The 24178-nt window shown below is 72.7% G+C and carries 21 protein-coding genes; 6 read left to right on the top strand and 15 right to left on the bottom strand.

The genetic code is table 11. From position 1 onward, the window contains the following. Positions 1 to 100: 100 nt before the first annotated feature. Positions 101 to 703: a TetR/AcrR family transcriptional regulator gene (locus tag ACGF3I_RS24775; RefSeq protein WP_393135664.1), complete on the bottom strand. Its 603-nt coding sequence runs from the start codon at positions 701 to 703 to the stop codon at positions 101 to 103. A 237-nt stretch (positions 704 to 940) separates the two neighbouring features. On the opposite strand from ACGF3I_RS24775, the gene ACGF3I_RS24770 reads away from it, so the two are divergent. Next, entirely contained in the window at positions 941 to 3388 is a 2448-nt protein-coding gene (locus ACGF3I_RS24770) for a glycoside hydrolase family 3 protein (protein WP_393135518.1), read from the top strand. Positions 3389 to 4334: 946 nt separating this feature from the next. Here ACGF3I_RS24770 and ACGF3I_RS24765 read toward each other — a convergent pair. Then, entirely contained in the window at positions 4335 to 5237 is a 903-nt protein-coding gene (locus ACGF3I_RS24765; RefSeq protein ID WP_393135516.1) for an SGNH/GDSL hydrolase family protein, read from the bottom strand. A 325-nt stretch (positions 5238 to 5562) separates the two neighbouring features. Between ACGF3I_RS24765 and ACGF3I_RS24760 the strand changes: the two genes are divergently transcribed. Further along, positions 5563 to 6057, top strand: coding sequence for a DUF3145 domain-containing protein (locus ACGF3I_RS24760; protein WP_393135514.1), 495 nt, complete (start codon positions 5563 to 5565; stop codon positions 6055 to 6057). Positions 6058 to 6150: 93 nt separating this feature from the next. Here ACGF3I_RS24760 and fabF read toward each other — a convergent pair whose 3' ends face one another. From fabF to ACGF3I_RS24735, 5 genes are all read right to left on the bottom strand, one after another. Beyond that, complete coding sequence (gene fabF, locus ACGF3I_RS24755) at positions 6151 to 7413, bottom strand: beta-ketoacyl-ACP synthase II (protein WP_362717158.1); 1263 nt, start codon at positions 7411 to 7413, stop codon at positions 6151 to 6153. A 78-nt stretch (positions 7414 to 7491) separates the two neighbouring features. Further along, positions 7492 to 7740, bottom strand: coding sequence for an acyl carrier protein (locus ACGF3I_RS24750; protein WP_393135512.1), 249 nt, complete (start codon positions 7738 to 7740; stop codon positions 7492 to 7494). Positions 7741 to 7799: 59 nt separating this feature from the next. Beyond that, positions 7800 to 8795, bottom strand: a complete 996-nt coding sequence (locus ACGF3I_RS24745) for a ketoacyl-ACP synthase III (protein ID WP_393135511.1) — start codon at positions 8793 to 8795, stop codon at positions 7800 to 7802. Positions 8796 to 8807: 12 nt separating this feature from the next. Next, positions 8808 to 9725 carry an ACP S-malonyltransferase gene (locus ACGF3I_RS24740; protein ID WP_393135509.1) on the bottom strand — a complete coding sequence of 306 codons (918 nt, stop codon included), beginning with the start codon at positions 9723 to 9725 and terminating at the stop codon, positions 8808 to 8810. A gap of 89 nt (positions 9726 to 9814) precedes the next feature. After that, positions 9815 to 11011, bottom strand: coding sequence for a PucR family transcriptional regulator (locus ACGF3I_RS24735; protein ID WP_393135507.1), 1197 nt, complete (start codon positions 11009 to 11011; stop codon positions 9815 to 9817). Between the two features lie 96 nt (positions 11012 to 11107). On the opposite strand from ACGF3I_RS24735, the gene ACGF3I_RS24730 reads away from it, so the two are divergent. After that, the gene (locus ACGF3I_RS24730) at positions 11108 to 11764 is read left to right on the top strand and encodes a pirin family protein (RefSeq protein ID WP_393135662.1); all 657 of its coding nucleotides are present in this window, start codon (positions 11108 to 11110) and stop codon (positions 11762 to 11764) included. Here the strand turns inward: ACGF3I_RS24730 and ACGF3I_RS24725 are convergent. Then, positions 11751 to 12569: a serine hydrolase domain-containing protein gene (locus ACGF3I_RS24725; RefSeq protein ID WP_393135505.1), complete on the bottom strand. Its 819-nt coding sequence runs from the start codon at positions 12567 to 12569 to the stop codon at positions 11751 to 11753. The genes ACGF3I_RS24730 and ACGF3I_RS24725 overlap by 14 nt on opposite strands. A 122-nt stretch (positions 12570 to 12691) precedes the next feature. Between ACGF3I_RS24725 and ACGF3I_RS24720 the strand changes: the two genes are divergently transcribed. Both ACGF3I_RS24720 and ACGF3I_RS24715 read left to right on the top strand, forming a co-directional pair. Continuing rightward, positions 12692 to 13162 (top strand): MerR family transcriptional regulator, encoded by a 471-nt coding sequence (locus ACGF3I_RS24720; protein WP_393135503.1) that lies wholly within the window; start codon positions 12692 to 12694, stop codon positions 13160 to 13162. Positions 13163 to 13167: 5 nt separating this feature from the next. After that, positions 13168 to 14196, top strand: coding sequence for an aldo/keto reductase (locus ACGF3I_RS24715; protein WP_393135501.1), 1029 nt, complete (start codon positions 13168 to 13170; stop codon positions 14194 to 14196). A gap of 20 nt (positions 14197 to 14216) precedes the next feature. On the opposite strand, the gene ACGF3I_RS24710 is transcribed toward ACGF3I_RS24715, so the two are convergent. The 7 genes from ACGF3I_RS24710 to ACGF3I_RS24680 form a co-directional block, all read right to left on the bottom strand. Then, a complete protein-coding gene (locus tag ACGF3I_RS24710; protein WP_393135499.1) occupies positions 14217 to 15425 on the bottom strand; it encodes an acyltransferase in 1209 nt (402 codons plus the stop codon). Next, the gene (locus ACGF3I_RS24705) at positions 15422 to 16471 is read right to left on the bottom strand and encodes an alpha/beta hydrolase (protein WP_393135497.1); all 1050 of its coding nucleotides are present in this window, start codon (positions 16469 to 16471) and stop codon (positions 15422 to 15424) included. The genes ACGF3I_RS24710 and ACGF3I_RS24705 overlap by 4 nt, the downstream gene beginning before the upstream one ends. A 636-nt stretch (positions 16472 to 17107) precedes the next feature. After that, on the bottom strand, positions 17108 to 17791 hold the full coding sequence (locus ACGF3I_RS24700; protein WP_393135495.1) for a response regulator: 684 nt from the start codon (positions 17789 to 17791) through the stop codon (positions 17108 to 17110). After that, positions 17788 to 19212 carry a sensor histidine kinase gene (locus ACGF3I_RS24695; RefSeq protein WP_393135493.1) on the bottom strand — a complete coding sequence of 475 codons (1425 nt, stop codon included), beginning with the start codon at positions 19210 to 19212 and terminating at the stop codon, positions 17788 to 17790. Before ACGF3I_RS24695 ends, ACGF3I_RS24700 begins: the two co-directional genes overlap by 4 nt. 91 nt (positions 19213 to 19303) lie before the next feature. After that, on the bottom strand, positions 19304 to 20188 hold the full coding sequence (locus ACGF3I_RS24690) for a DUF4429 domain-containing protein (RefSeq protein ID WP_393135491.1): 885 nt from the start codon (positions 20186 to 20188) through the stop codon (positions 19304 to 19306). A gap of 117 nt (positions 20189 to 20305) precedes the next feature. After that, positions 20306 to 21517 carry an alpha/beta hydrolase gene (locus ACGF3I_RS24685; RefSeq protein WP_393135489.1) on the bottom strand — a complete coding sequence of 404 codons (1212 nt, stop codon included), beginning with the start codon at positions 21515 to 21517 and terminating at the stop codon, positions 20306 to 20308. A gap of 159 nt (positions 21518 to 21676) precedes the next feature. Next, positions 21677 to 22309 carry a TetR/AcrR family transcriptional regulator gene (locus tag ACGF3I_RS24680; protein ID WP_393135660.1) on the bottom strand — a complete coding sequence of 211 codons (633 nt, stop codon included), beginning with the start codon at positions 22307 to 22309 and terminating at the stop codon, positions 21677 to 21679. A 137-nt stretch (positions 22310 to 22446) separates the two neighbouring features. On the opposite strand from ACGF3I_RS24680, the gene ACGF3I_RS24675 reads away from it, so the two are divergent. Beyond that, positions 22447 to 24045, top strand: coding sequence for an MFS transporter (locus tag ACGF3I_RS24675; RefSeq protein ID WP_393135487.1), 1599 nt, complete (start codon positions 22447 to 22449; stop codon positions 24043 to 24045). Positions 24046 to 24178: the final 133 nt, after the last annotated feature.

The raw sequence follows: 24178 nt of genomic DNA, 5'->3' as shown, positions 1-24178 counted from the left end.
CGAGCCGCGCCATGCCTATCCGTCGTCGCACCACAGATCCTTCCGTCGAAGTCCGGTGGCGCCCAGTATTCGCTGTCAAGTCCCGTGAGAACAGGGGGACTTATGCGCCGCCGGGGCTGTCCGGGGCGTCCGGGCCGTACAGGAGCGTCACGAAGTCGCGGAAGGCGCCCGCCATGTCCACCGCGCCGGGATCCAGGAGCCACTGGAACTGGAGGCCGTCCATCACCGCCGTGAGCAACGGCGCCGCCCGCTCGGGGCTGAGGCCGCCGGGCAGCCGGTCGCCGAACTCGGCGCGCAGCACCCCCGCCATCTCCTCGCGCACCACGGCGTAACGGCCGGTGAAGAACGGCCGGGCCGGGTGCTCCTCGGTCACCGACTCGCCGAGCAGCGCCGAGAACGTCTGGACGATGCCGGGCCGCATCGCGTTGTACTCGACGAGCGAGGCGAGCAGATCGAGGCGCCAGCCCTCGGCGGAGGCCCGGCGCCCCTGGGTGTCCCACTGGTCGCGCTCTTCGAGGACCGCCACCAGCAGGGCCTCCTTGGTGGGGAAGTAGTGCAGCAGGCCCTGCTGGGTGAGGCCGACCCGCTCGGCGACCGCGCCGAGCGACGCGCCCCGGTAGCCGCGCTCCGCGATGACCTCAAGGGCGGCCCGCAGGATGTCCGCGCGCCGCTCCTCGCTTCTCGCGCTCCTGGTCCTCGCCATGCCCGCCCCCGCTTCGTGCTGTCGTGCTGCCGTCTGGTCGATCCGGTCGATCCGGTCGATCCGGTGCGTCCGCGGCCGTCCGGTCGCTGTCCGGACGCCGTCGGTCCGCCCGCGGACCGGTGTGCCGAGAGGACCGTACGACATCCTATTGTCACGGAAGGATAACTAACCCTACCGCTCTACAGGTAAACCGGTCACCATGGGCCCATCAGCGGACTTCTACGAGGAGGTACGGCCGTGGCAGGCGCACCCGTTTCCACCCCTGATCACACCGAGGCCGTCGAGGCGGCCCTGGGCAGGCTCGACCTGGAGGCCAAGGCGCGGCTGCTCGCCGGGCAGGACATGTGGTCGCTGCCGGCACTGCCCGAGATCGGGCTCCGTTCGCTCGTGATGTCGGACGGCCCGATCGGGGTGCGCGGCGTGCGCTGGAGTGCCGACGACCCGTCCATCGCGCTGCCCTCGCCGACCGCCCTCGCCGCCACCTGGGACCCCGAGCTCGCCCGCCGTGCCGGAACGCTGCTCGCCCAGGAGGCCCGCCGCAAGGGCGTCCATGTGCTGCTCGCGCCGACCGTGAACCTGCACCGCTCCCCGCTCGGCGGCCGGCACTTCGAGTGCTACTCGGAGGACCCCTGTCTCACCGGCGCGATCGCCTCGGGTTACGTGAACGGCGTCCAGAGCGGCGGCGTCGGCACCACCGTCAAGCACTTCGTCGCCAACGACGCCGAGACCGACCGCTTCACCGTCGACAACGTCGTGGACCCGCGCCCCCTGCGCGAGCTCTACCTCGCCCCCTTCGAGACCATCGTCGAAAACGCCCACCCGTGGGGCATCATGTCGGCCTACAACCAGGTCAACGGCACCACGATGACCGAGCACCACCACCTCCAGAACGAGGTGCTGCGCGGCGAGTGGGGCTTCGACGGGTTCATCGTCTCCGACTGGATGGCCGCCCGCTCCACCGTCGGCGACATCCTCGGTGGCCTCGACGTCGCCATGCCCGGCCCCAGGACCGTGTACGGGGACGCGCTCGCCGCCGCCGTCCGCAAGGGGGAGGTGGACGAGTCGGTGGTGGACGACGCGGTGCGCAACGTGCTGCGGCTGGCCGCTCGCGTCGGCGTCCTCGACGGCGTCGAGCCGGCCGTCACCGAGCTGCCCGCCCCCGTCGACGGCCAGGCCCTCGCCCGCGAAGTGGCCCACCGCTCCTTCGTCCTCGTACGCAACGAGCGCGGGACGCTGCCCGCCGACCCGGCCCGCGTCCGCAAGGTCGCGCTCAGCGGGGCAGCGGCCCGTGACGCCCGGGTGCTCGGCGGCGGCTCGGCCACCGTCTTCCCCGAGCGCGTGGTCTCCCCGCTCATGGGCCTGACCGCCGCGCTGCCCGAGGGCGCCGTCGCCTACACCGCCGGCGCCGACCCCAGCGACGAACTCGCCCCCGCCGACCAGGGGTTCGAGCTCCGCGCGGTCTGCCGCGACGCGGCCGGTCAGGTGCTGGGCACCGGTACGCTGCCCAGCGGCCAGGTCCAGTGGATCGGCGACGACCTGCCCGCCGGAGTCACCCACGAGGCGCTGCACTCCATCGAGGTCACCGGCACCTTCACCCCGCGCGAGAGCGGTGAGCACACCTTCGGAACCCGCGGCATCGGCGCCTTCGCGCTGTCCGTGGACGGGCGGGTCCTGTGGGAGGGCGCGCAGTCGCCGAGCAGCGGAGCCGACCCGTTCGAGGCGTTCTTCGGCGCACCCGCCGAGCGCGGCCGTGCCCGCCTCGTCGCGGGCGAGCCCGTCGAGGTGTCCCTGCTGCACACCGTGCAGCACAGCGCCGACGCCCCGCTGTCCGCCGTGATGTTCTCGCTCACCCACCTCGGCCCGCGGCGCGACGCGGACGAACTCATCGCCGAGGCGGTCGAGTCGGCGCGCGACGCCGACCTCGCGGTGGTGGTGGTCGCCACCACCGACCGCGTCGAGTCCGAGGGCTTCGACCGGCACGACCTGCGGCTGCCCGGACGCCAGGACGACCTGGTGCGCGCCGTCGCCGCCGTCAACCCGCACACCGTGGTGGTCGTCAACTCCGGCTCTCCGGTGGAGCTTCCCTGGCGCGAGGACGTCGCGGCGGTGCTGCTCAGCTGGTTCCCGGGGCAGGAGGGCGGCGCGGCGCTGGCCGACGTCCTGCTCGGCCTCGCCGAGCCGGGCGGGCGCCTGCCCACCACCTGGCCGGCCGCGCTGGCGGACGCCCCGGTCACGGAGGTACGCCCGAGGGATGGCCAACTCCCCTACTCGGAGGGCCTGTTCATCGGCTACCGGGCCTACGACCGGGCCGGCGTCGCCCCCGCCTACCCCTTCGGCCACGGGCTCGGCTACACGACCTGGGAGTACGAGTCCCTGGAGGTGACCCCGGCCCTCGCCACGGTGCGCGTACGCAACACCGGGGAGCGGGCCGGGCGCGAAACGGTCCAGATCTACCTCGCGCCGTCGGCCGACCCGGTGGAACGCCCCGAACGCTGGCTGGCCGGCTTCGCCTCCGTCGCGGCGGCCCCGGGGGAGACGGCAGAGGTCGAGATCCCGCTGCGCGGGCGGGCGTTCGAGGTGTGGGACGAGGAGGGGGGCGGCTGGAGTTTCGTGCCGGGGCAGTATGAGGTGCGGGCCGGGGGGTCGTTGGGGGATGTTCGGTTGCGGGTGGTGTTGGGGGTGTGAGGGGTGCGGGGGGGGTGTTGGGGGTGCGGGGTGGCCGGGGGGTGCTCCGGGGCAGCTCCCCGGCCCCCCCCGGTACCCACCGGCCCCGCCCGGCCGGACCGCATTTGCGCAGTTCCCCGCGCCCCTAGCCCCCTGGTTCGTGTGCGGGCCGTGCGTGGCTGGTCGCGCAGTTCCCCGCGCCCCTAGCCCCCTGGTTCGTGTGCGGGCCGTGCGTGGCTGGTCGCGCAGTTCCCCGCGCCCCTGGCGGGACCGGTGCCGGGCAGCACGTGTATCCCGGCCTGCCTTGCGCAGTTCCCCGCGCCCCTGCCCCCCGGTCATCTGCGGACCGTGGTCGCTTCTCGCGCAGTTCCCCGCGCCCCTAAGCAGCACCGGTGCTGGCCCGCACCGGGCACCTCAGCCCGTCCGGCGTTTGAGGACGAGCGCCGTTCAGGCGCGATGCGGGGTTCGGGGGCGCAGCCCCCGAGGGGGGTGCAGGGGACGAAGTCCCCGCCGGGGTTCGAGGGGCGGAGCCCCTCAGGGGGTCTGGGGCGCAGCCCCAGGGCCAGGCACCCTCCAACCCCCGTCACGGGCGGGCGGGTGGGCAAGCCCCTCGGGGGTGCAGGGGGCGGAGTCCTCGCCGGGGTTCGAGGGGCGGAGCCCCTGAGGGGGTCTGGGGCGCAGCCCCAGGGCCAGGCACCCTCCAGCCCGCTGCACGGGCGGGCGGGTGGGCCAGCGCCCTCGGGGGTGCAGGGGGCGGAGCCCCCGCTGGGGTTTGAGGGGCGGAGCCCCTCGGGGGGTCTGGGGCGGAGCCCCAGGGCTCAGCCCGTACAACCCCCTGCACGGGCGGGTGGGTGGGCGAACCCCTCGGGGTCTGGGGCGGAGCCCCAGGGAGCCGGGCCCATCCCCCCCCGCACGGGCGGGCCCCCCAGGGCTCAGGCAATTCGCCCCGCTGCGCGGGACGCCGGGGTCAGGTGGGGGAGGTCACTCGGGCGTAGGCGAGCTCGGCCAGGCGGGTCTGGCCGTTTCGGCTGGGGTGGAACCAGTCCCAGGGACTGAGCTGCTCCCCGTCAAAGGCGTAAGCAAAAACCGCCCCACCGTCATAACGACAAGCCCGATCCCCCGAACACACCTCCCCCAGAACGGAGTTGTACGCCACGACCCGGTCGTACACGGCCTGCCGCCGAGCCTGCGCAGCCGTCCCCAGATCGTCCGCGTCGGCCAGCATCGAAGGGCAGATCCCCAGCTTCCAGATCTGCTTGCCCAGCGGGCTCCCGCGCCCGGTCGCCCACAGCCGCTTCAGATCGGGCACGCTCGCCACGTACACCTGGGACGCGGGGGAGACGGCCCGCAGGTTCTTCAGCGCCCGCTCGAACTCCGCGCGGAACGTGGCCACCGGCGTCATCGCCGCCACATCGGAGCGGCACGCGTCGTTCGCGCCGGTCATCACGGTCACCAGTCCCGGGTGATGGGCCGCGGCCCGGTCCATCTGGGCCGGCAGGTCGGCCATCGTCGCGCCGGTCTTCGCGTGGTTCCAGCTGCGGGTGGCGGCCGAGGGGCCGAGGAGGCGCAGGGCGAGCGAGTCGACCCCGGGGTCGCTCCCGGTCGCCCAGGAGACCTCGGGGCAGTCGGCCAGGACCGTACAGGCGTCGAAGCCGCGGGTGATGGAGTCACCGGTGGCGGCCACCGATGCGGGGTGCGCGTTCCAGGCGGGGGAGTGGCTCGGCGAGGGCTTCTTCGAGGCGGCGGGGCCCGCCCCGGACCGGCCCCCGCCAGAAGTGCAGCCGGCGGCCAGGACGAGGGCCGCCCCGGCTATGACGGCCGTCGTGACGCGGGCACGACGGCCACGAGGCCTTCGGCGGTCGTCCGGCATCCAGGGCCCCCTTCGTGCGGTGGTCGTCGGGCTTTCGCGGCGTCCTCGCGAGTGAAAGCTTGGTGTTCGAAGGCGCTCCGACCGACATTACGACACCCTGGGCACGGCTCCGCGCGGTAGCTTTGGCCCGTCCAGCCAGAGGAACCACGCCAGACGACTCCGGTAAATTACATCACGTCACATACTGTCCCATTTCAGGAGATTAGCTCCCGATGCTGTTTACTGTTGATCCCAGGGGCAGAATGTCAGGTGCTGTCCTGACCGGGAACGGCAGGGGCGCGAGGCCGCTGGGGAAGGCGAACCTCGAACCGCACTGGAGGTCCCGGTGACGACACGTGGAGTTCTCTACGTCCACTCCGCCCCGCGCGCGCTCTGCCCGCACGTCGAATGGGCGGTGGCCGGCGTCCTGGGGGTGCGCGTCCAGCTCGACTGGATCCGCCAGCCCGCCTCGCCCGGCACCTGGAGAGCCGAGTTCTCCTGGCAGGGCGAACCCGGCACCGCCTCCAAGCTCGCCTCCGCACTGCGCGGCTGGCACCTGCTGCGCTTCGAGGTCACGGCCGAGCCCTGCGCCACCGCCGAGGGCGAGCGCTACAGCGCCACGCCCGACCTCGGCATCTTCCACGCCGTGACCGGCATGCACGGCGACATCCTGATCCCGGAGGACCGGCTGCGGGCCGCCCTCGCCCGTTCCCTCCAGGGCGAGACCGACCTGGAGGCCGAGATCGCCAAGCTTCTCGGCAAGCCCTGGGACGACGAACTGGAGCCCTTCCGCTACGCGGGAGAGGGCGCCCCGGTGCGCTGGCTGCACCAGGTCGTCTGAGCCACACCCCACCCCGCGTACGCGAAAGGGCCCCACCGGAGCGGTGGGGCCCTTTCAGCCGTGTACGGCCCGACCCGGAGGGCCGGGGGCCGCTCAGACCGAGCGGAAGGCGAGCACCACGTTGTGGCCGCCGAAGCCGAACGAGTTGTTGATCGCGGAGATCGAACCCTCGGGCAGCTTGCGGGGCTCGCTGCTGATCAGCGCCGCGTCGACCTCGTCGTCGAGGTCGTCGACGTTGATGGTCGGCGGGGCCGTGCGGTGGTACAGCGCGAGGACCGTGGCGACGGTCTCGATGCCGCCCGCGCCGCCCAGGAGGTGGCCGGTCATCGACTTCGTCGCGGAGATCGCCACGTGGTCCAGGTCGTCGCCGAGGACCTTGCGCAGCGCCTTGATCTCGGCGATGTCGCCCTGCGGCGTCGAGGTGGCGTGCGCGTTGAGGTGCACCACCTCGGACGGCTTGAGGTCCGTCGAGTCGAGCAGGTTCTGCACCGCGGCGGCGACGCCGCGGCCGGTCGGCTCGGGCTGCGCGATGTGGTGGCTGTCGGCCGACAGGCCCTGGCCCAGCACCTCGCAGTAGACCCGGGCACCGCGCTTGGCCGCGTGCTCGGCGGACTCCAGGACCACCACGCCGGCGCCCTCGCCCAGGACGAAGCCGTCGCGGGCCTTGTCGTAGGGGCGCGAGGCCTGCTCGGGGTGGTCGTTGTTCTTGGACATCGCCATCATGTTGGCGAACGCCGCGATGGGCAGCGGGTGGATGGCCGCCTCGGTGCCGCCGGCGACCACGACATCGGCGCGCCCGGTGCGGATCATCTCGACGGCGTACCCGATGGCCTCGGCGCCCGAGGCGCACGCGGAGACGGGGGTGTGCACGCCGGCGCGGGCGTTGACCTCGAGGCCGACGTTGGCGGAGGGGCCGTTCGGCATGAGCATGGGCACGGTGTGCGGGGAGACGCGGCGTACGCCCTTCTCCTTCAGCACGTCGTACTGGTCGAGCAGGGTGGTGACACCGCCGATGCCCGACGCGATGACCGTGCCGAGCCGCTCGGGAGCGATGCCCGCCTCGTCGCCCGCGGGGGCGGTGAAGCCGGCGTCCGCCCAGGCCTCCTTGGCCGCGATCAGCGCGAACTGCGCCGAGCGGTCCAGCTTGCGGGCCAGCGGGCGCGGCAGCACCTCACCGGGGTCGACCGCCGCCGGAGCGGCGATGCGGACCGGCAGTTCGGCGAAGCGCTCGCCCTCCAGGGGACGGACACCGGAGCGTCCCGCCAGCAGACCTTCCCAGGTCGAGGCGGTGTCGCCACCCAGCGGTGTGGTTGCGCCGATACCGGTGACGACCACGGTGCGATTGGTCGAGCTCACAGGAAGTTTCTCCACGTGTGTAAGGGACGTGAATCAGCGGCGCCACCGCTGGGTGGCAGCCCGAATTCAGGTCCTGAATCAGGCCTGGTGCTTCAGGATGTAGCTGGCGGCGTCGCCAACGGTCTTGAGGTTCTTGACGTCCTCGTCCGGGATCTTGACCTCGAAGCGCTCCTCGGCGGCGACGACGACCTCGACCATGGACAGCGAGTCGACGTCCAGGTCGTCGGTGAAGGACTTGTCCAGCTGGACGTCCTCGACCGGGATACCAGCGATCTCGTTGACGATCTCGGCGAGACCCTCGAGGATCTCTTCCTGCGTGGCGGCCATGTTGGCGCTCCTTCGGTGTTAATGCTTCGAATTACGGGCTTCCGGAAGATCCGGAGTGCCTAGGGGAGGGTAACGACCGTCGCGGCGTACACGAGACCCGCCCCGAAGCCGATGACGAGCGCGGTGTCGCCGCTCTTCGCCTGTCCGGTCGCCAGGAGCCGCTCCATAGCGAGCGGGATCGAGGCGGCCGAGGTGTTGCCGGTGGTCTCCACATCGCGGGCGACCGTGACGTGTTCCGGCAGCTTGAGAGTCTTCACCATCGAGTCGATGATCCGCATGTTGGCCTGGTGCGGAATGAAGACGTCCAGGTCGTCCGGGCTGATTCCGGCCGCGTCCAGCGCCTGCTGGGCGACCTTCGCCATCTCGAAGACGGCCCAGCGGAAGACCGCCTGGCCCTCCTGCGTGATCGCGGGGAACTTGCCCGAGCTGTCGTACTCGGTCCACGGCACGGTCTGCTTGATGGTCTCCGACTTGTCGCCCTCGGAGCCCCAGATCGTGGGGCCGATGGCCGGCTCGTCGGAGGGGCCCACCACGACCGCGCCCGCGCCGTCGCCGAACAGGAACGCCGTCGCACGGTCCTGGAGGTCGGTCAGATCGCTGAGCCGCTCCACGCCGATGACCAGGACGTACTCGGCGGAACCCTCGACGATCATGCCCTTGGCCAGGGTCAGACCGTAGCCGAACCCCGCGCAGCCGGCCGAGATGTCGAAGGCGGCCGCCTTGCCGGTGCCCAGCTTGTCGGCGATCTCGGTGGCCACCGCCGGGGTCTGCTTGAAGTGCGAGACGGTGGAGACGATCACCCCGCCGATCTGGTCGGCGGCGATGCCGGCGTCGGCGATCGCCTTGCCGGAGGCCTCGATCGACATCGCGGCCACGGTCTCCTCGGCCGAGGCCCAGTGCCGGGTGGCGATGCCGGAGCGCGAACGGATCCACTCGTCCGAGGAGTCGATCGTCTCCAGGATCACCTCGTTCGGCACCACCCGCACGGGCCGGTAGCCGCCCACGCCCATGATGCGCGCGTACGGAGCGCCCTTGCTGGGCCGGATCTTCGACATGGCTCTCGCTCCTTAGGCGGATGCGTGCTCGGCGATGAGCGCGCGAGCCGCGTCGAGGTCGGCGGGGGTCTTCAGGGCGACGGTCTTGACGCCCGGCATCGCGCGCTTGGCGAGGCCGGTCAGCGTGCCGCCCGCGCACAGCTCGATCAGCGCCGTCGCGCCGAGGGCGTTGAACGTCTCCATGCACAGGTCCCAACGGACCGGGTTGGAGACCTGGTTGACCAGGCGGGTCACGATCTCCTGGCCGCTCGTCACGGCCTTGCCGTCCGCGTTCGAGACGTAGGTGAACCTCGGCTCGGCGACGTCCAGGGACGTGGCCGCCTCGGCGAGCTCCGCCACGGCCGGGGCCATGTGGTGCGTGTGGAAGGCGCCGGCCACCTTGAGGGCCACCACGCGGCGCACGCCCTCGGGCTTGTCGGCCTCCAGAGCCGCGAGCTGCTCGGCGGTGCCGGCGGCCACGATCTGGCCCGCGCCGTTCACGTTCGCCGGGGTCAGGCCGAGCTTCTCCAGGTGCGGCACGACGTGCTCGGGCTCACCGCCGAGGAGGGCGGCCATGCCGGTCGGCGTGGCGGCCGCGGCCTCGGCCATGCCCAGACCCCGCTTGCGCACGAAGCGCAGCGCGGCCTCCTCGGACAGGACGCCCGCGAACGCGGTGGCGGTGATCTCACCGACGCTGTGTCCGGCGACGGCGCCGGGGGAGACATCACCCAGTGCCGAGGCGGAGAGCAGGCCCGCGGCGACCAGCAGGGGCTGGGCCACGGCGGTGTCGCGGATCGCGTCGGCGTCCGCCTGCGTGCCGTAGTGGACGAGGTCAAGACCGATGGCGTCCGACCATGCGGCGAGCCGGTCGGCAGCGCCGGGGAGGTCGAGCCAAGGAGTCAGGAAGCCGGGCGTCTGAGCGCCTTGGCCGGGAGCGACGAGTACGAGCACTCTCACACTCTCTCTTGTGGACGGCTCCGCACGCCCGTGGGGACAGGGACGAAGAACCGTCGGGGGAATTGTGGGTGTCCGACAAAAGTCTAGGACTGTGAATCTCCGTCGGCCAGGCGCCCCAGGATCAGCGCGATCCTCAGCGTGAACGCGGAGCGCACATCGGACGGCGACCACCCGGTGACGTCCGTCACACGTCGGAGCCGGTAGCGAACGGTATTGGGGTGGACGAACAACATCCGGGCCGCGCCCTCGAGGCTGCTCGCCTGCTCCAGATAAACGCTCAAGGTTTCCAGGAGCGCGGAGCCGGCTTCCTCCAGTGGTCTGTAGATCTCCTCCACCAACTGCTCGCGCGCGGCAGGATCCGAGGCGATGGCCCGCTCCGGCAGCAGATCGTCCGCGAGCACCGGGCGCGGGGCGTCCTGCCAGGCCGAACACGCCTTGAGGCCGGCCGCCGCCGCCTGCGCGGACCGGGTCGCCGCCAGCAGGTCCGGCACGATCGGCCCGGCCACCACGGGCCCGGCGGCGTACGGGCCGATCAGGCTCTTGGCCACCTGGAGCGGATTGTCGCTGCCGCCCGCGATGACGACGAGACGGTTGCCGAGCACCCCGGTGAGCACCTGCAGCTTGGCGTGCCGGGCGGCCCGCCGGATCGCCTCCACGGTGAGCTCGCTGTCGCCGTCCGGCGCGGTGCCGAGCACGACGCACACGTGCTCCGGCGAGTTCCAGCCGAGCGCCGCGGCCCGGGACACCGCGCCCTCGTCGGCCTCCCCGGACAGCACCGCGTTGACGACCAGGGATTCCAGCCGGGCGTCCCAGGCGCCGCGGGCCTCGGCGGCCTGCGCGTACACCTGGGCGGTCGCGAAGGCGATCTCGCGGGCGTACACGAGCAGGGCCTCGCGCAGGATCGACTCGTCGCCCGGGGCCGCGACCTCCTCGATCGCGGTCTCCATGACCTCGATCGTGGTGCGCACCATCTCGACGGTCTGGCGCAGCGTGATCGCGCGCGTCAGCTCGCGCGGAGCGGTGCCGAAGACGTCGGTGGAGATCGCCTGGGGCGTCTCGGGATGCCGGAACCACTCGGTGAAGGCCGCGATGCCGGCCTGGGCGACCAGACCGATCCACGACCGGTTCTCCGGCGGCATCGCGCGGTACCACGGCAGCGTCGCGTCCATGCGCGCGATCGCGTTGGCGGCGAGCCGCCCCGAGGACTGCTCAAGACGCTTCAGGGTCGCGGCATGCGGATGGGCGTTCTTCGCGGGGTGTACGGGATCGGGTGCTGGCACGGGGACAAGACTGCCTTATCCGGAACACTCCCCGCCGGGCCGGGTCCGCGGTGTCCGGAACCTTCCCCGCCCGCCGGGTCTACGGTGGGGGGCGTGATGTCAGTCAGGCGCGGCGACGAGCGCTACCGAGGCGGGGACCCGGGCGCGGGGATCGAGTCCCTGCACGCCTTCTCCTTCGGCCGGTTCTACGATCCGGACAACCTGCGCTTCGGGCCGGTCCTGGCCCTGAACGAGGAGCGGCTCGCGCCCGGCGCGGGGTTCGAGGAGCATCCGCACAGCCACACCGAGATCCTCACCTGGGTCGTCGAGGGCGAGCTCACCCACCGCGACTCGGCGGGCCACACCACCGTGGTGCGCCCCGGCGACGTGCAGTGCCTGAGCTCCGCCGGCGGCGTCCGGCACGAGGAGCGCAACGAAGGACGGGAGCCGCTGGTCTTCCTCCAGATGTGGCTCGCCCCCGAGGACCCCGGCGGCGAGCCCGCGTACGACGTCGTGCGCGGCATCGCCGACTCCACGCCCTACGCGGTGCGGCCGGCCGGCGCCCTGCTGCACGTACGGCGGGTGGCGGCCGGCGAGCGCACCGCGGTGCCGGACGCCGCGGGCGTGTACGTACACGTCGTACGCGGCCGGGTGGCGCTGGCCGCCGAGGAGCTGGGGCCGGGCGATTCCGCACGGATCACCGGGGCGCCCGGCCCGGAGCTTACGGCGCTGGAGGACGCCGAGGTGCTGTTCTGGGAGCTCAGCGCCGTGTGAACTCGGCGAGCACCGCATCGCTGAAGGCCGGCCACACCTCGGCCGCCCACGGCCCGAACGCGCGGTCCGTCAGGGCGACACAGGCAAGGCCCGCGTCCGGGTCGATCCACAGGAACGTACCGGCCTGGCCGAAGTGGCCGAAGGTGCGCGGCGAGGACGAACTGCCCGTCCAGTGCGGGGACTTGGCGCCGCGGATCTCGAAGCCGAGGCCCCAGTCGTTGGGGTTCTGGTGGCCGTAGCCGGGCAGCACGCCCTTGAGGCCGGGGTACTGCACGTGCATCGCCTCGGCGACGGTGGCCGGATGCAGCAGCTGCGGCACCTGCACCTCGGCCGCGAAGCGCGCCAGGTCCTCGACGGTGGAGACGCCGTCCTTGGCGGGCGAGCCCTCCAGGGAGCTGGCCGACATGCCGAGCGGCTCGAACACGGCCTGGCGCACGTAGTCGGCGAAGGGGATGCCGGACTGCTTGGCGATGTGGTCGCCGAGCTCCTCGAACCCCGCGTTGGAGTACAGCCGCCGGTCCCCGGGCGGCGCCATGACGCGGTGCTCGTCGAAGGCGAGCCCCGAGGTGTGCGCGAGCAGGTGCCGTACGGTCGCCCCGGTGGGCCCGGCCGGCTCGTCGAGCTCGATCGCCCCTTCCTCGTACGCGACGAGCGCCGCGTAGGCGGCGAGCGGCTTGGTGACGGAGGCCAGCGGGAAGCGGTGGGACACCGGTCCGTGCGTGCCGGCAAGCGTTCCGTCCGCCCGCACCACGGCCGCGGCGGCGGTCGGTACGGGCCAGGTCTCGATGATCCGCAGGCTGTCCATGCACAGGAGCCTAGTAGGCACGGTGAGCGGGCCGCGCGGGGGGAACCCGGACCGCGGCACGACACGAGAACGTCACTCGATGGGCTTGCTTGGAGTGCACTCCAAGGTTCTAGCGTGGAGGCATGACGGTGATCGACAGCACAGCGGTGAAGGTGGCGGCGCGGGTCCGGCAGGGCCTGCGCGCGACGGAGCGCCCCCATCCGCGCCCGGACGGCCAGGACCGCTACACGATCAGCGAGGTCGTGGCGTGCACCGGACTCACCGCGCACACCCTTCGCTGGTACGAGCGGATCGGGCTCATGCCGCACGTGGACCGCTCGCACACCGGGCAGCGCCGGTTCACCAACAAGGACCTGGACTGGCTGGCCTTCGTCGGCAAGCTGCGGCTCACCGGCATGCCGGTCGCCGACATGGTGCGCTACGCCGAACTCGTCCGCGAGGGGCCGCACACCTTCGAAGCCCGCCAGGAACTCCTGGAGCAGACCCGGCGCGACGTCATAGCGCGCATGGCGGAGCTCCAGGACACGCTCGCCGTACTCGACTACAAGATCGACTTTTATGCCGGCGCCTGCAAGGCGCCCGAAAGGGCCTGACCACCATGAGCAACAGCCCGCTCGAAAAGATCAGCACCGTCCAGCTCGGCACCGATGGCCCGCAGATCGGCGTCCAGGGCTTCGGCGCCATGGGCATCAGCGAGTTCTACGGCGACACCGACGAGGCCGCCGCCCGCGACACCCTGGAGGCGACCGTCGAGGCGGGCGTCACCCTGATCGACACCGCCGACATCTACGGATCCGGGGCGAACGAGGAGTTCCTCGCGCCGTTCCTCGCCGCCCACCGCGACGAGGTGACCCTGGCGACCAAGTTCGCCATCGAGCGCCGCGCCGACGACCCGCACTACCGCGGCATCAACAACAGCCCCGCCTACATCAAGAAGGCCGTCGAGGCGAGCCTGCGCCGCCTGAACGTCGACGTCATCGACCTGTACTACATGCACCGCCGCAACCCCGAGGTGCCGCTCGCCGAGTCCGTGGGCGCGATGGCCGACCTGGTGCGCGAGGGCAAGGTCAAGTACCTGGGCCTGAGCGAGGTCACCGGCGCCGAACTGCGCGAGGCGCACGCCGTGCACCCGATCGCCGCCCTCCAGTCGGAGTGGTCGGTCTTCAGCCGCGACGTCGAGCGCAGCGCGGTGCCGGCCGCCGCCGAACTCGGCGTCACCTTCGTGCCGTACTCGCCGCTCGGCCGGGGCTTCCTCACCGGCGCCTTCGCGGACGCGGGCAAGGACCTGAGCGCGGGCGACTTCCGCGCCTTCCAGCCGCGCTTCACCGGCGACAACGCCGCCGCCAACGCCGCCCTCCTCGAACCCCTGCACAAGATCGCGGCGGCCCACGGCGCGACGACCGCGCAGGTCGCCCTCGCCTGGGTGCACCAGCGCTCGCAGGTCCACCACCTGACCGTCGTCCCGATCCCGGGCACCCGCAAGCGCAGCCGTCTCCTGGAGAACACCGGCGCCACCCGCCTCACCCTGAGCGCCGAGGAACTCACGCTCCTGGAGCCCATCGCGGGCCAGGTCGCCGGCGACCGCTACCCCGACATGTCCTCCACCTCGGCGGCCCGCGAGCAGTAGGCCCCCCACCGCGCCGGGCCTCACGCGAGCCCGAGCGCGAACACCGCGAAGCCCGCCGCGAGCAGCCCCGCCGCTGCCCGGCGGGCCTTCGTCGCCTTCGTCCAGGGCGCCTCGAAACCCCGCGCGTACCGGGCGATCAGCACCAGCAGCACCGCGAACACCGGCATCCAGGCCAGCCGTTCACCGATCCACGCCCAGCTGTCGGGCGCGGTGGTGAGACCCGGCACCCGCCCGGCGAAGGACGCCGGCACGGCCGCCGCGAGCAGCGCCGTCTGGTGCCAGCACAGGATGGTCATCGCGGACAGGTTGACCACCACGACGGGCGCCCACAGGGCGGGCCGGCGCAGCCAGCCGGCGATCCGCTCCCGCAGCAGGATCGCGGCGCCCGACTGGGCCGATGCCAGCGCGAGCACGAGCAGCGACGGCGGATGCGAGTTGGTCCGCGCCGCGCCGGGCACCCCGACCATCGAGGCCGGGTAGTGGAAGACGACGAGCAGCACGGCGAACAGCAGCGCCCCGCCCCCGAGCAGCAGCCGCGCACCGCGCCGCCCGATCCTCTTCTCCCCCCAGCAGACGCCGAGTTGATAGGCGAACAGCCATCCCGGCAGGATGTTGACGAGGGACAGCCAGGACGGCATCGCGTCGGCGAGGGGCCCGTACCGCAGGAAGTCCACGAGCGCGACGACGGCGAGCAGCGGCGCCGCGGCCCACCCGCCGAGGGCGCGGGCCGCGCGCACGCAGTACGGCGTGAGCGCGGTGACCGCGACATACACCCCCACGAACCACAGGGGCTGGATGACGAGCGTCGATCCGGTGCGCAGGGTGTCGTGCGGGACGCCGAGGGCGTAGAGCACGGGGATCATCGCGGCCCACACCGCGGTCACCCCGAGCACCGGCCGCCCCAGCCGGGCGACCCGCCCCCGGAGCCAGGAGCCGGTGCTGCCCTTCCTCCGGCGGAACGAAAGGACGGAGGCGTAGCCGCCCACCAGGAAGAAGATCCCCAGCATCTGCAGGATCCAGGAGGCCGGGGCGAGCGCGCCGAACGCGGACAGCGGGCTGGCGTTGTGCAGCGAGCCCTGCGCGTCCCGGGTGAATCCGCCGAGCAGCCAGTGCCCGGTGGGCACGGCGAGCAGGGCGAGGGCGCGCAGCCCGTCGATGGCGCGGTCGCGGTGGGCGGGGGTCGCCGCTTCGATGCGGGCGACGGCCCTGGTCAGTGCGGGGTGCTTCATCGGACGTCTCCCAGGGCGATGGCGGCGAAGGAGCGCAGGGACTCGGTGCCGGGGGCGAAATAGCCGGTGTGGCCCACGGCGTCGGCGGCGGGCACCCGGCGCGCGCCGAAGGCGGGGTCCGTGGGGTCGGTGCCGTGGCCGAGGCCGGCGAACTCGACGTGCGGCACGTCGTCGATCCAGTCCGAGGGGTCCTTCGCGGCCCAGACGCGGGCGCCGGTGCCGAACTCCGCCGCGGTGTCGGCGCGCATGCCGGGGGAGCCGAGCGCGACGATGTCGACGGCGTCCAGGTCCTTGTCCCGGGCGGCGAGGCCGCAGACCACGGAGCCGTAGCTGTGGCAGAACAGGACGGGATCGGGGGCGCCGACCGCGTCGAGCCCCTCGGTGAACCGGGCGAGCCGCCCGGCCCCCGCCTCGGCGAGCCGCCCGGACGCGGCGTCGAGACCGACCCCGACCGGTGTGGTGTAGCCGACCCAGGCGATCACGGCGACGCCGCCGTGGGTGGCGCCCCGCAGGGCGGCCGCCATGCCGGCGGGGGTGCCGTAGCGGTCGTTCGTACGGTCGAAGGTACGGGCGTCGATGTCGGACCCCGGCACGACGACGGACACGTGCTCGGCGTGCTCCAACTCCCCGTACACCTCGGCCACTTGACCCCGCCCCCGGGGATCGAAGGCAAGAATGTGCCGGTCGCTCGCGGCGAGCCGGGTGTACCGCGGGTCGTGCGTCGCGGTGAGGGCGATGCGATTGGCCTCGTAGCGCAGCGGCACCGGGGCGCCGTCGAGGTTCCCCACGACACCGGGATGCCGCCGGACCAGCTCCTGGCTGCGCCCCTCGCTCAACTCCCCGAAGAACGAGGCGACTTCCCGCGGGGTCGCGGTGACGGGATCGGGCAGCGGGTGCCCGTGGGCCCTGTCCGCCCGCCAGGCGGCGGTACCGGGCGGCGGCCCGGTGACGGCCTCCTGCGTGGTGGCCCCGGCCCACCCGCCCGTCCCCACCCCCACCCCGACGACGAGCGCCCCCGCCACCAACACCCTCCGGATCCGCCCCATGCCCCGACTCCCTCATCCCGTCCGTATCTCCGACGAGGGGGAAGGTAGGGAGGGGGTGGGGGGTGGGGCGTCGTGCTGGGGGGGTGGTGTGGGGGTGCTACTGGGGTAGGGGGTGGATGGGGGGTTTTCCCCACCCCGCCCCTTCCCGAGACCCTCCGGGGGTTGGATCCGACGTGCGGGCCGTGGTCGCTTCTCGCGCAGTTCCCCGCGCCCCAAACCTGCGTTCGTCCGCGGACCGTGCGTGACTGGTCGCGCAGTTCCCCGCGCCCCCAACCCCGCGGTCGTGTGCGGACCGTGCTCGCTTCTCGCGCAGTTCCCCGCGCCCCTAACAGGACCGGTGCGGGCCAGTAAGCGCATCCTCAGCCCGTCCGGCGTTTGAGGACGAGCGCCGTTCAGGCGCGATGGGGGGTGCAGGGGGCGGAGCCCCCGCTGGGGTTTGAGGGGCGGAGCCCCTCAGGGGGTCTGGGGCGCAGCCCCAGGGCTCAGCCGGTACAACCCCCTGCACGGGCGGGCGGGTGGGCGAATCCCCCGGGGTTTGGGGCGGAGCCCCAGGGAGCCGGGCCTCCAACCCCCTGTGCAGGCGGGCGGGTGGGCAAGCGTCGCCGGGGTCTGGGGCGGAGCCCCAGGGGGCCCCGGTCAGCCGGGGTCGCCGGGGCGGACCACGCCCGTCTCGTAGGCGAAAATCACCGCCTGCGCCCGATCCCGCAACCCCAACTTCCCCAACACCCGCCCCACATGCGTCTTCACCGTCTGCTCGGCCAGCACGAGCCGCCCCGCGATCTCCAGATTGGACAACCCCCGCGCCATCAGCTCCAGCACCTCCGCCTCCCGAGGCGTGAGCCCGTTGAGCCGCAGCGCCACCGCCCCCCGCCGCGGAGCGGGCCGCTGCGCCGCGAAGTCGGCGATGAGGCGCCGCGTGACGGACGGCGCGAGCAGCGCATCGCCCGCCGCCACGACCCGTACCGCTGCGATGAGATCGGCCGGAGGCGCGTCCTTGAGCAGGAACCCGGACGCCCCCGCGCGCAGCGCCTCGTACACGTAGTCGTCGACGTCGAAGGTGGTCAGCATGAGCACCTTCGGCCGGTGCACCACCCCCACCGGCGGGTCGACGATCGCGCGCGCCGCGGCGAGCCCGTCCATCTCGGGCATGCGGACGTCCATGAGGACGACGTCCGGGTGGACGGAGCGGGCGAGGTCCACGCCCTGGCGCCCGTCGGGCGCCTCGCCCACGACGTCGATGTCGGCCTGCGCGGACAGCAGCGCGGCGAACCCCGCACGGACCATGGCCTGGTCGTCGACGATGATCACGCGGATGGTCAACTGGCGTCCTTCGCAGCGGAGTTGGGAAATGGGTCGGGGTCGGAAGGAGCGGACGTTCCCTCGACGGGCGACCCCTCGATGGACGGTCCCTCGACGGGCGCCCCCTCGATAAACGGTCCCTCGACCGGCGACCCCCCGATGGTCGACCCCGCGACGGGCGCCCCCAGCGGCAGCCGCGCCACCACCCGGAACCCCCCGCCCGGCAAGGGCCCCACATCCAGCGACCCCCCGGTCAACCGTACGCGTTCGCGCATCCCGACCAGCCCGTGCCCCGTCCCCGCCCCCGACGGTTCGAGGGGCGAACCGGGCCCCGCCGCGGGCCCGTTGACGACGACCACCGTCAGATGCCGGCCGTCGCACGTCACGGAGACGCGGGTCGCGGCGCCCGGCGCGTGCCGTACGACATTGGCCAGCGCCTCCTGCACGATCCGGTACGCCGACAGGTCGACCGCGGGCGGCAGCGCCGGCAGGCCGGCGGCGAGCGAGAGCGTGGCGTCCTGCCCGGCCCGTACCGTCGCCTCGACCAGCTGCTGGAGCCGGTCCACCCCGGGCTGCGGCGCCCGCTCCCCACCGCCCGCGGCCTCCCTGCCCTCGCTGCGCAGCACCGAGAGCAGCCGCCGCATCTCGCTCAGCGACTCCCGCGCCGCCGACGCGATGGACGCGAACTCCTCGCGGGCCGCCTCGTCGAGCCCGCTCAGCCGGTACGGCGCGGAGTCGGCCTGCACGGTGATCACCGACATGTGGTGGGCCACCACGTCGTGCAGCTCGCGCGCGATCCGGGCGCGCTCCTCCAGAAGGGTGCGCTGGGCCCGCTCGGCCTCGCTGATGGTCTCCTGCTCCGCGAGCAGCCGCTCGGCCTCCTCGCGCTGGTGCACCGCGCCGGTGAAGGCCAGGACCACGCCCGAGAGCACGATCAGCAGGACGTACGTGCTGCTGGAGCCCGTGGGCGGAAAGGCGCCGAGGGCGAGACCGGCCGCGCTCGTCACCAGCCACACCGCCACCAGCGTGCGGGTCGACTCGCGCAGCCCGAGGCACACCATGAGCAGGAGGTGGCCCACGATCACGGCCGGCGGCCACGGCCAGGAGCGGGACACCGTGTCGGCGTCGTACAGGAGCACCGCGCCCAGCACGTCGAAGGCGAGGATGATCACCCACGCCTGGAGCGGGCGGGTCACGGCGAGCACCAGCGGCACCGTCTGGGCCACTCCCAGTGCCCCGGCCCAGCCGCCGCCCAGGTGGTAGTCGTTGATCAGGACGGTGATGGTGACCGGCAGCAGCGCCGCCACGGCCGAGCCGGTCACGACGTACGGACTCCACCGCTGCCAGCGCCGTGGCGCCCGGGAGAACAGGGGCCGGGTGGCCTCGGCGGGGGGCCGCAGCAGCTCGCGCACGCGGTGGACGAGGGGTGTGGTGGTCTTCATGACCCGGCCAGCGTAGGCAGGCCGCAGGCCGCCGCGCGTCATACCGGGGTGCCACCCGCACCCCGGACCCAGGTATCACGGCCCCCAGGTGTCACAGCTCCGCCAGCAGCTCCGCCTTCTTCGCGCTGAACTCGTCGTCCGTCACCAGGCCCGCCCGGTGCAGGTCACCGAGGTGGCGGATCCTTTCCGCGATGTCGGCGGGGTCGCGCCGGCCCGCCGCGGCCGGCACCGTCTGGTGCGGGATCGCGGGCCCGCCCCCGCCGCGTACCGCCGCGAGGACCGCCGCCGCGAACGGCAGCGACTCGTGCACCGGGCCGTAGCCGAGGCCGAAGACCACGGACGCCGGGTCGCGGTCGGCCTGTGCGGGGGCGCCGCCCGGGTCACCGCCGCAGTCGGACGCGCGGCGCAGCAGGCGCAGATGCCCGTCGAAGACCTCGGGGGAGCGCCACTCGACGCCGCTGAGCGCGGCGACGGGGAAGTTCTGGTCGCCCGCCTTCCACTTTTCCGACGAGGCGCCCGTCCAGAACCAGCGGAACGTGACCTGACGCCCGTCGAACGCGGCCCTGCCGTCGTACGCCTTGAAGTGCAGCGGGGTCTCGGGCGCCGCCACCAGATGGCGCTCGGCGGGCTTCGCCGCGTCCGGCGCCAGCGAGCCGCGCAGTTCGTCCGCGTAGTACTCGGCGAGCGTCTCGCGTTCGGCGGGCACAACCAGGCGATAGGGGTCGCAGGCCTCCTTCAACTGGCCCGCCGCGGCGTCCATCAGCGGGTCGGCGCCCGGTCTCGGCACCGCGTGCAGCACGACCGTGCCGCGTTTGCCCTGGGACAGCGACACCGACTCCAACGCCTCGTAGGGGATGCGCCGTTCGCGCAGCGCCTGGAACAGCTTCGGCGCACGGATCCCCCGTTCGAAGCGGATGAGCACGGAGTCGGACTCGAACTCCCAGGTGGCATGAATTCCGGCCAGCACATCACCCATGCGCCTCATCGTAGGCGGCGCACGCCCGCGCGTCCCCCTTCGGAGAAAACCCCGTTGTCGCGCGCGACTCCGGGCGAACCCACGGCGTCTACCCGTGTCCGCCCGCAAGTGCGTCCGTCAAGCCGCCGACCGGTCGAAAATATCGCTGCCGCAGTCGGTGTCGGACGCGGCGCAGCCGACCGTCTGATACGCGCCAACTCCGATGGCGGCGAAGTTGGCCAGGCTCTGGGTGCCGGGTTCGAAATACCCGGTGTGCCCGATGGCTCCGGTGGCCGACAGGACCCGGGCGCCGAACGCCGGCGACACCGGGTCGGCGCCGTGGCCGAGGCCCGCGACGTCCAGATACGGCACGTCCTGGATCCAGTCGTCCTTGTCGCGCATGGCCCAGACCCGGGCCCCGGTGTTCAGCTGCGCGGCGTCGCGCACCCGCATGCCGGGGCTGCCGGCCACCGCGATGTCGCTCACGCGGGACGGCAGTTCGCGCGTCGAGACCCCGCACACCACGGAGCCGTAGCTGTGGCAGAACAGCTCGACCGAGGAGTTCCCGGGCAGCGCGCGCACCAGCGCGGAGAGCCGCACCGCGCCTTCCTCGGCCAGCCGTCCGATCGCCGCGTCCATGCCGAGACCGGCCGGCGCGGTGTAGTCGGCCCAGGCGATCACGGCGGTCCTGGTGTCCGGGGACGCGGCGTGCTCGGCCGCGTACAGGGACTCGGCCATGCCGACCGGGGCGGTGTTGCGACGGCTGGACTTCTCGAAGGTCAGCACATTGGTGTCGACACCGGGGACGATCACCGAGACCCGCTGGGCGCGGTCCAGGTCGCCGAAGACCTCCGCGACCCGGCCGGTGTCGGAGGGGTCGAAGGCGAGGATCTGGCGGTCGTCGTCGAGCAGCGAGTCGAACCGGTGCATCCGGCGCCCCGCGTCCTGGCGGCCGTCGGCCGAGAGGCGCGGGTCGACCATGCGTTTCTCCTCGACCGCGCGCGCCTCGGCCAGCGCGAGCCGGTTGGCCCGGTAGCGCAGCGGTACGGGGGCGCCGTTGAGGTTGCCCACGACCAGCGGGTAGCGGTCGGCGAGGCGGTCGCGTTCGGCGGCGTCGATCGAGCCGAAGAAGTGGGCCAGCGCCGGGGCGGAGGCGTCCGCCCCGGGCAGCTTGTGGCCTTCTATGGTGTCGCGCGCCCAGGCGGCGAGGGCCTTGGTGCGGGGCTCGGAGTCGCCGGAGTGGCCGCGGATCGCCGTCCAGCCGGAGGTCGCGAGCATGACGAACACGACGGCGAGCGCGAGCAGCGCGCGCCAGGCGTTCAATGTGGGGGAGGAGTCGAAGGAAGTCACTGCTGAACACAGTAGGAGACCCTGAAGGTCCACTGGGCTGACAGTGACTCAGATCACGTTTGAACGGGGAGCGGCCTCACCTTGAGCGCGCGCGGGCGCACGCTCCGTTCCCCGGGAGGGCTGTTTCGAGCCACTCCGCAGCCCGTCGGGTGATGCCGCTCACGTGCGCCAGTCGTCGGCCAGCGCCGGGCCCAGATGGTCCAGGTAGGCGGCGGTCAGCTCGCGGATCGCGAGCACGCTCGGGTCCCCGCCCTGACCCCACAGGCCGCCCGCCACGCGCATCACCCCGGTGAAGGCGGCCACCGCCACCCGGGGCCTCGGATCCGCGTCGATGTCGAGGCCCTCGCGTTCCGCGATCAGCCGCGCCACCTGCTCCTCCAGCTCCGCCGAGCGCCGCAGGTGGACCGCGAGCAGTGCCGGCGTCGATTCGATCACCTGGTACGTCCGCATGTAGAGGGTGACCGGCACGACGGGGGACAGCAGTTCCTCGATGGTGTCCCAGGCCGAGAGCGCGGCCCGGCGCATGGCCGTGAACGGGCCCTCCGCGGAAGGCCGTTGGCGCAGCGCGTCGACGAAGTGCGACTCGATCGTGTCCTGCGCCGCGAAGACCACGGCCTCCTTGTTGGCGAAGTAGCGGAAGAAGGTGCGCTGCGACACGTCCACGGCGTCCGCGATCTCGTCGACGGTCGTCCGCTCGTACCCCCGGGTGGTGAACAGTTCGAGGGCCGCCCGCAGCAGGGCGTCGCGGGTGCGCTGCTTCTTCAGCTCGCGCAGGCCGCCCGCGGGCGCCATCGGCTGCTGCTCCACCGTCACTTCGAAGTCCTCTTTCGGTCAGTTTGGCGTGTTCAGTCTAGCTGTGAGCGACGTGACAGTTACCGACTTGTGAAATGGTTTGTCAACTGTCAGCGGCTGACACTAGCCTCGATCGCATGACTAGTCAGACCACCGTCGAAAAGGCGCCACAGGACGAGATACCGGGGCCGGCCAAGGGGCTGCGGGGCCACCCCTGGCTGACGCTCTTCGCCGTGGCCATCGGCGTGATGATGGTCGCGCTCGACGGCACCATCGTGGCGATCGCGAACCCCGCCATCCAGAAGGACCTCGGAGCCTCCCTCCAGGACGTCCAGTGGATCACCAACGGCTACATGCTGGCCCTGGCCGTCTCGCTGATCACCGCGGGCAAGCTCGGTGACCGGTTCGGCCACCGCCAGACCTTCCTCATCGGCGTCGTCGGCTTCGGCGCCGCCTCCGGGGCCATCGGCCTCTCCCACAGCGTCACCTTCGTCATCGCCTTCCGGGTGCTCCAGGGCCTGTTCGGAGCGCTCCTGATGCCGGCCGCGCTCGGACTGCTGCGCGCCACCTTCCCGGCCGAGAAGCTGAACATGGCGATCGGCATCTGGGGCATGGTCATCGGCGCCTCCACCGCCGGCGGCCCGATCCTCGGCGGTGTGCTCGTCGAGCACGTCAGCTGGCAGTCGGTCTTCTTCATCAATGTGCCGGTGGGCCTGATCGCGCTGGTCCTCGGTCTGCTGATCCTGCTCGACCACCGGGCCGAGAACGCCCCGCGCTCCTTCGACATCCTCGGTATCGGGCTGCTGTCGGTGGCGATGTTCTGCATGATCTGGGCGCTCATCAAGGGCTCGGAGTACGGCTGGGGCAGTGGGAAGACCCTCCTCTTCATCGCGGTCGCGGTGCTCAGCTTCGTCCTCTTCGCCCTGTGGGAGACGAAGGTCAGGGAGCCGCTGATCCCGCTCGGCCTGTTCCGCTCCGTGCCGCTGTCGGCGGGCACGATCCTGATGATCCTGATGGCGTTCGCCTTCATGGGCGGCCTCTTCTTCGTCACCTTCTACCTGCAGAACGTGCACGGCATGTCGGCCGTCGACAGCGGGCTCCACCTGCTGCCGCTCACCGGCATGATGATCGTCGCCTCGCCCGTCGCCGGTCTCCTGATCACCAAGTTCGGCCCGCGCGTCCCGCTGGTCGGCGGCATGGTCTGCACCGCGGTCGCCATGTTCGGCATGTCCCGCCTGACCATCGACACCGGCACCGTCACCATGTCGATCTGGTTCGCGCTGCTCGGCATGGGCCTGGCCCCCGTCATGGTCGGCGCCACCGAGGTCATCGTCGGCAACGCGCCGCTGGAGCTGTCCGGTGTCGCCGGCGGCCTCCAGCAGGCCGGCATGCAGGTCGGCGGCTCGCTCGGCACCGCGGTCCTCGGCGCCGTGATGTCCTCGCAGGTCACCTCCAAGCTCCCGGACAACTGGGCCGCCGCCCAGCTGCCGCCGCTGAGCCCCGAGCAGTCCGCGGGGCTCTCCAAGGCGGTCGAGGTCGGCATGGGCCCGGTCCAGCCGGGCACCCCGCCGCAGGTCGCGGCCAAGATCGCGGGCGTCGCGCACGACACGTTCGTGTCGGGCATGAGCGCCGCGTTCACCGTCGCCGGGATCGTCGCGGTGCTCGCCGCCGCGGTCGCGATGTTCACCAAGCGCGGGGTGAACGCGGAGGCGGGCGCCGGCGTGGGCCACATCTGATCCCGCCCCACCCCGTCAACTCCGTTGTACGAAAGCCCCGCCGGGCGCGACCCGGCGGGGCTTTCACCTATTCGGATGGTTGTGCGCGCCGCTCCGCGCAGACCGGAACCGCCCCCGGGTGCCGACCGTTCTC

This window comes from Streptomyces sp. NPDC048111, assembly GCF_043202815.1.
Taxonomy (GTDB): Bacteria; Actinomycetota; Actinomycetes; order Streptomycetales; family Streptomycetaceae; genus Streptomyces.
Note: the sequence above shows the minus strand (reverse complement) of the source record. Positions and strands in the feature narration are given on the sequence as shown.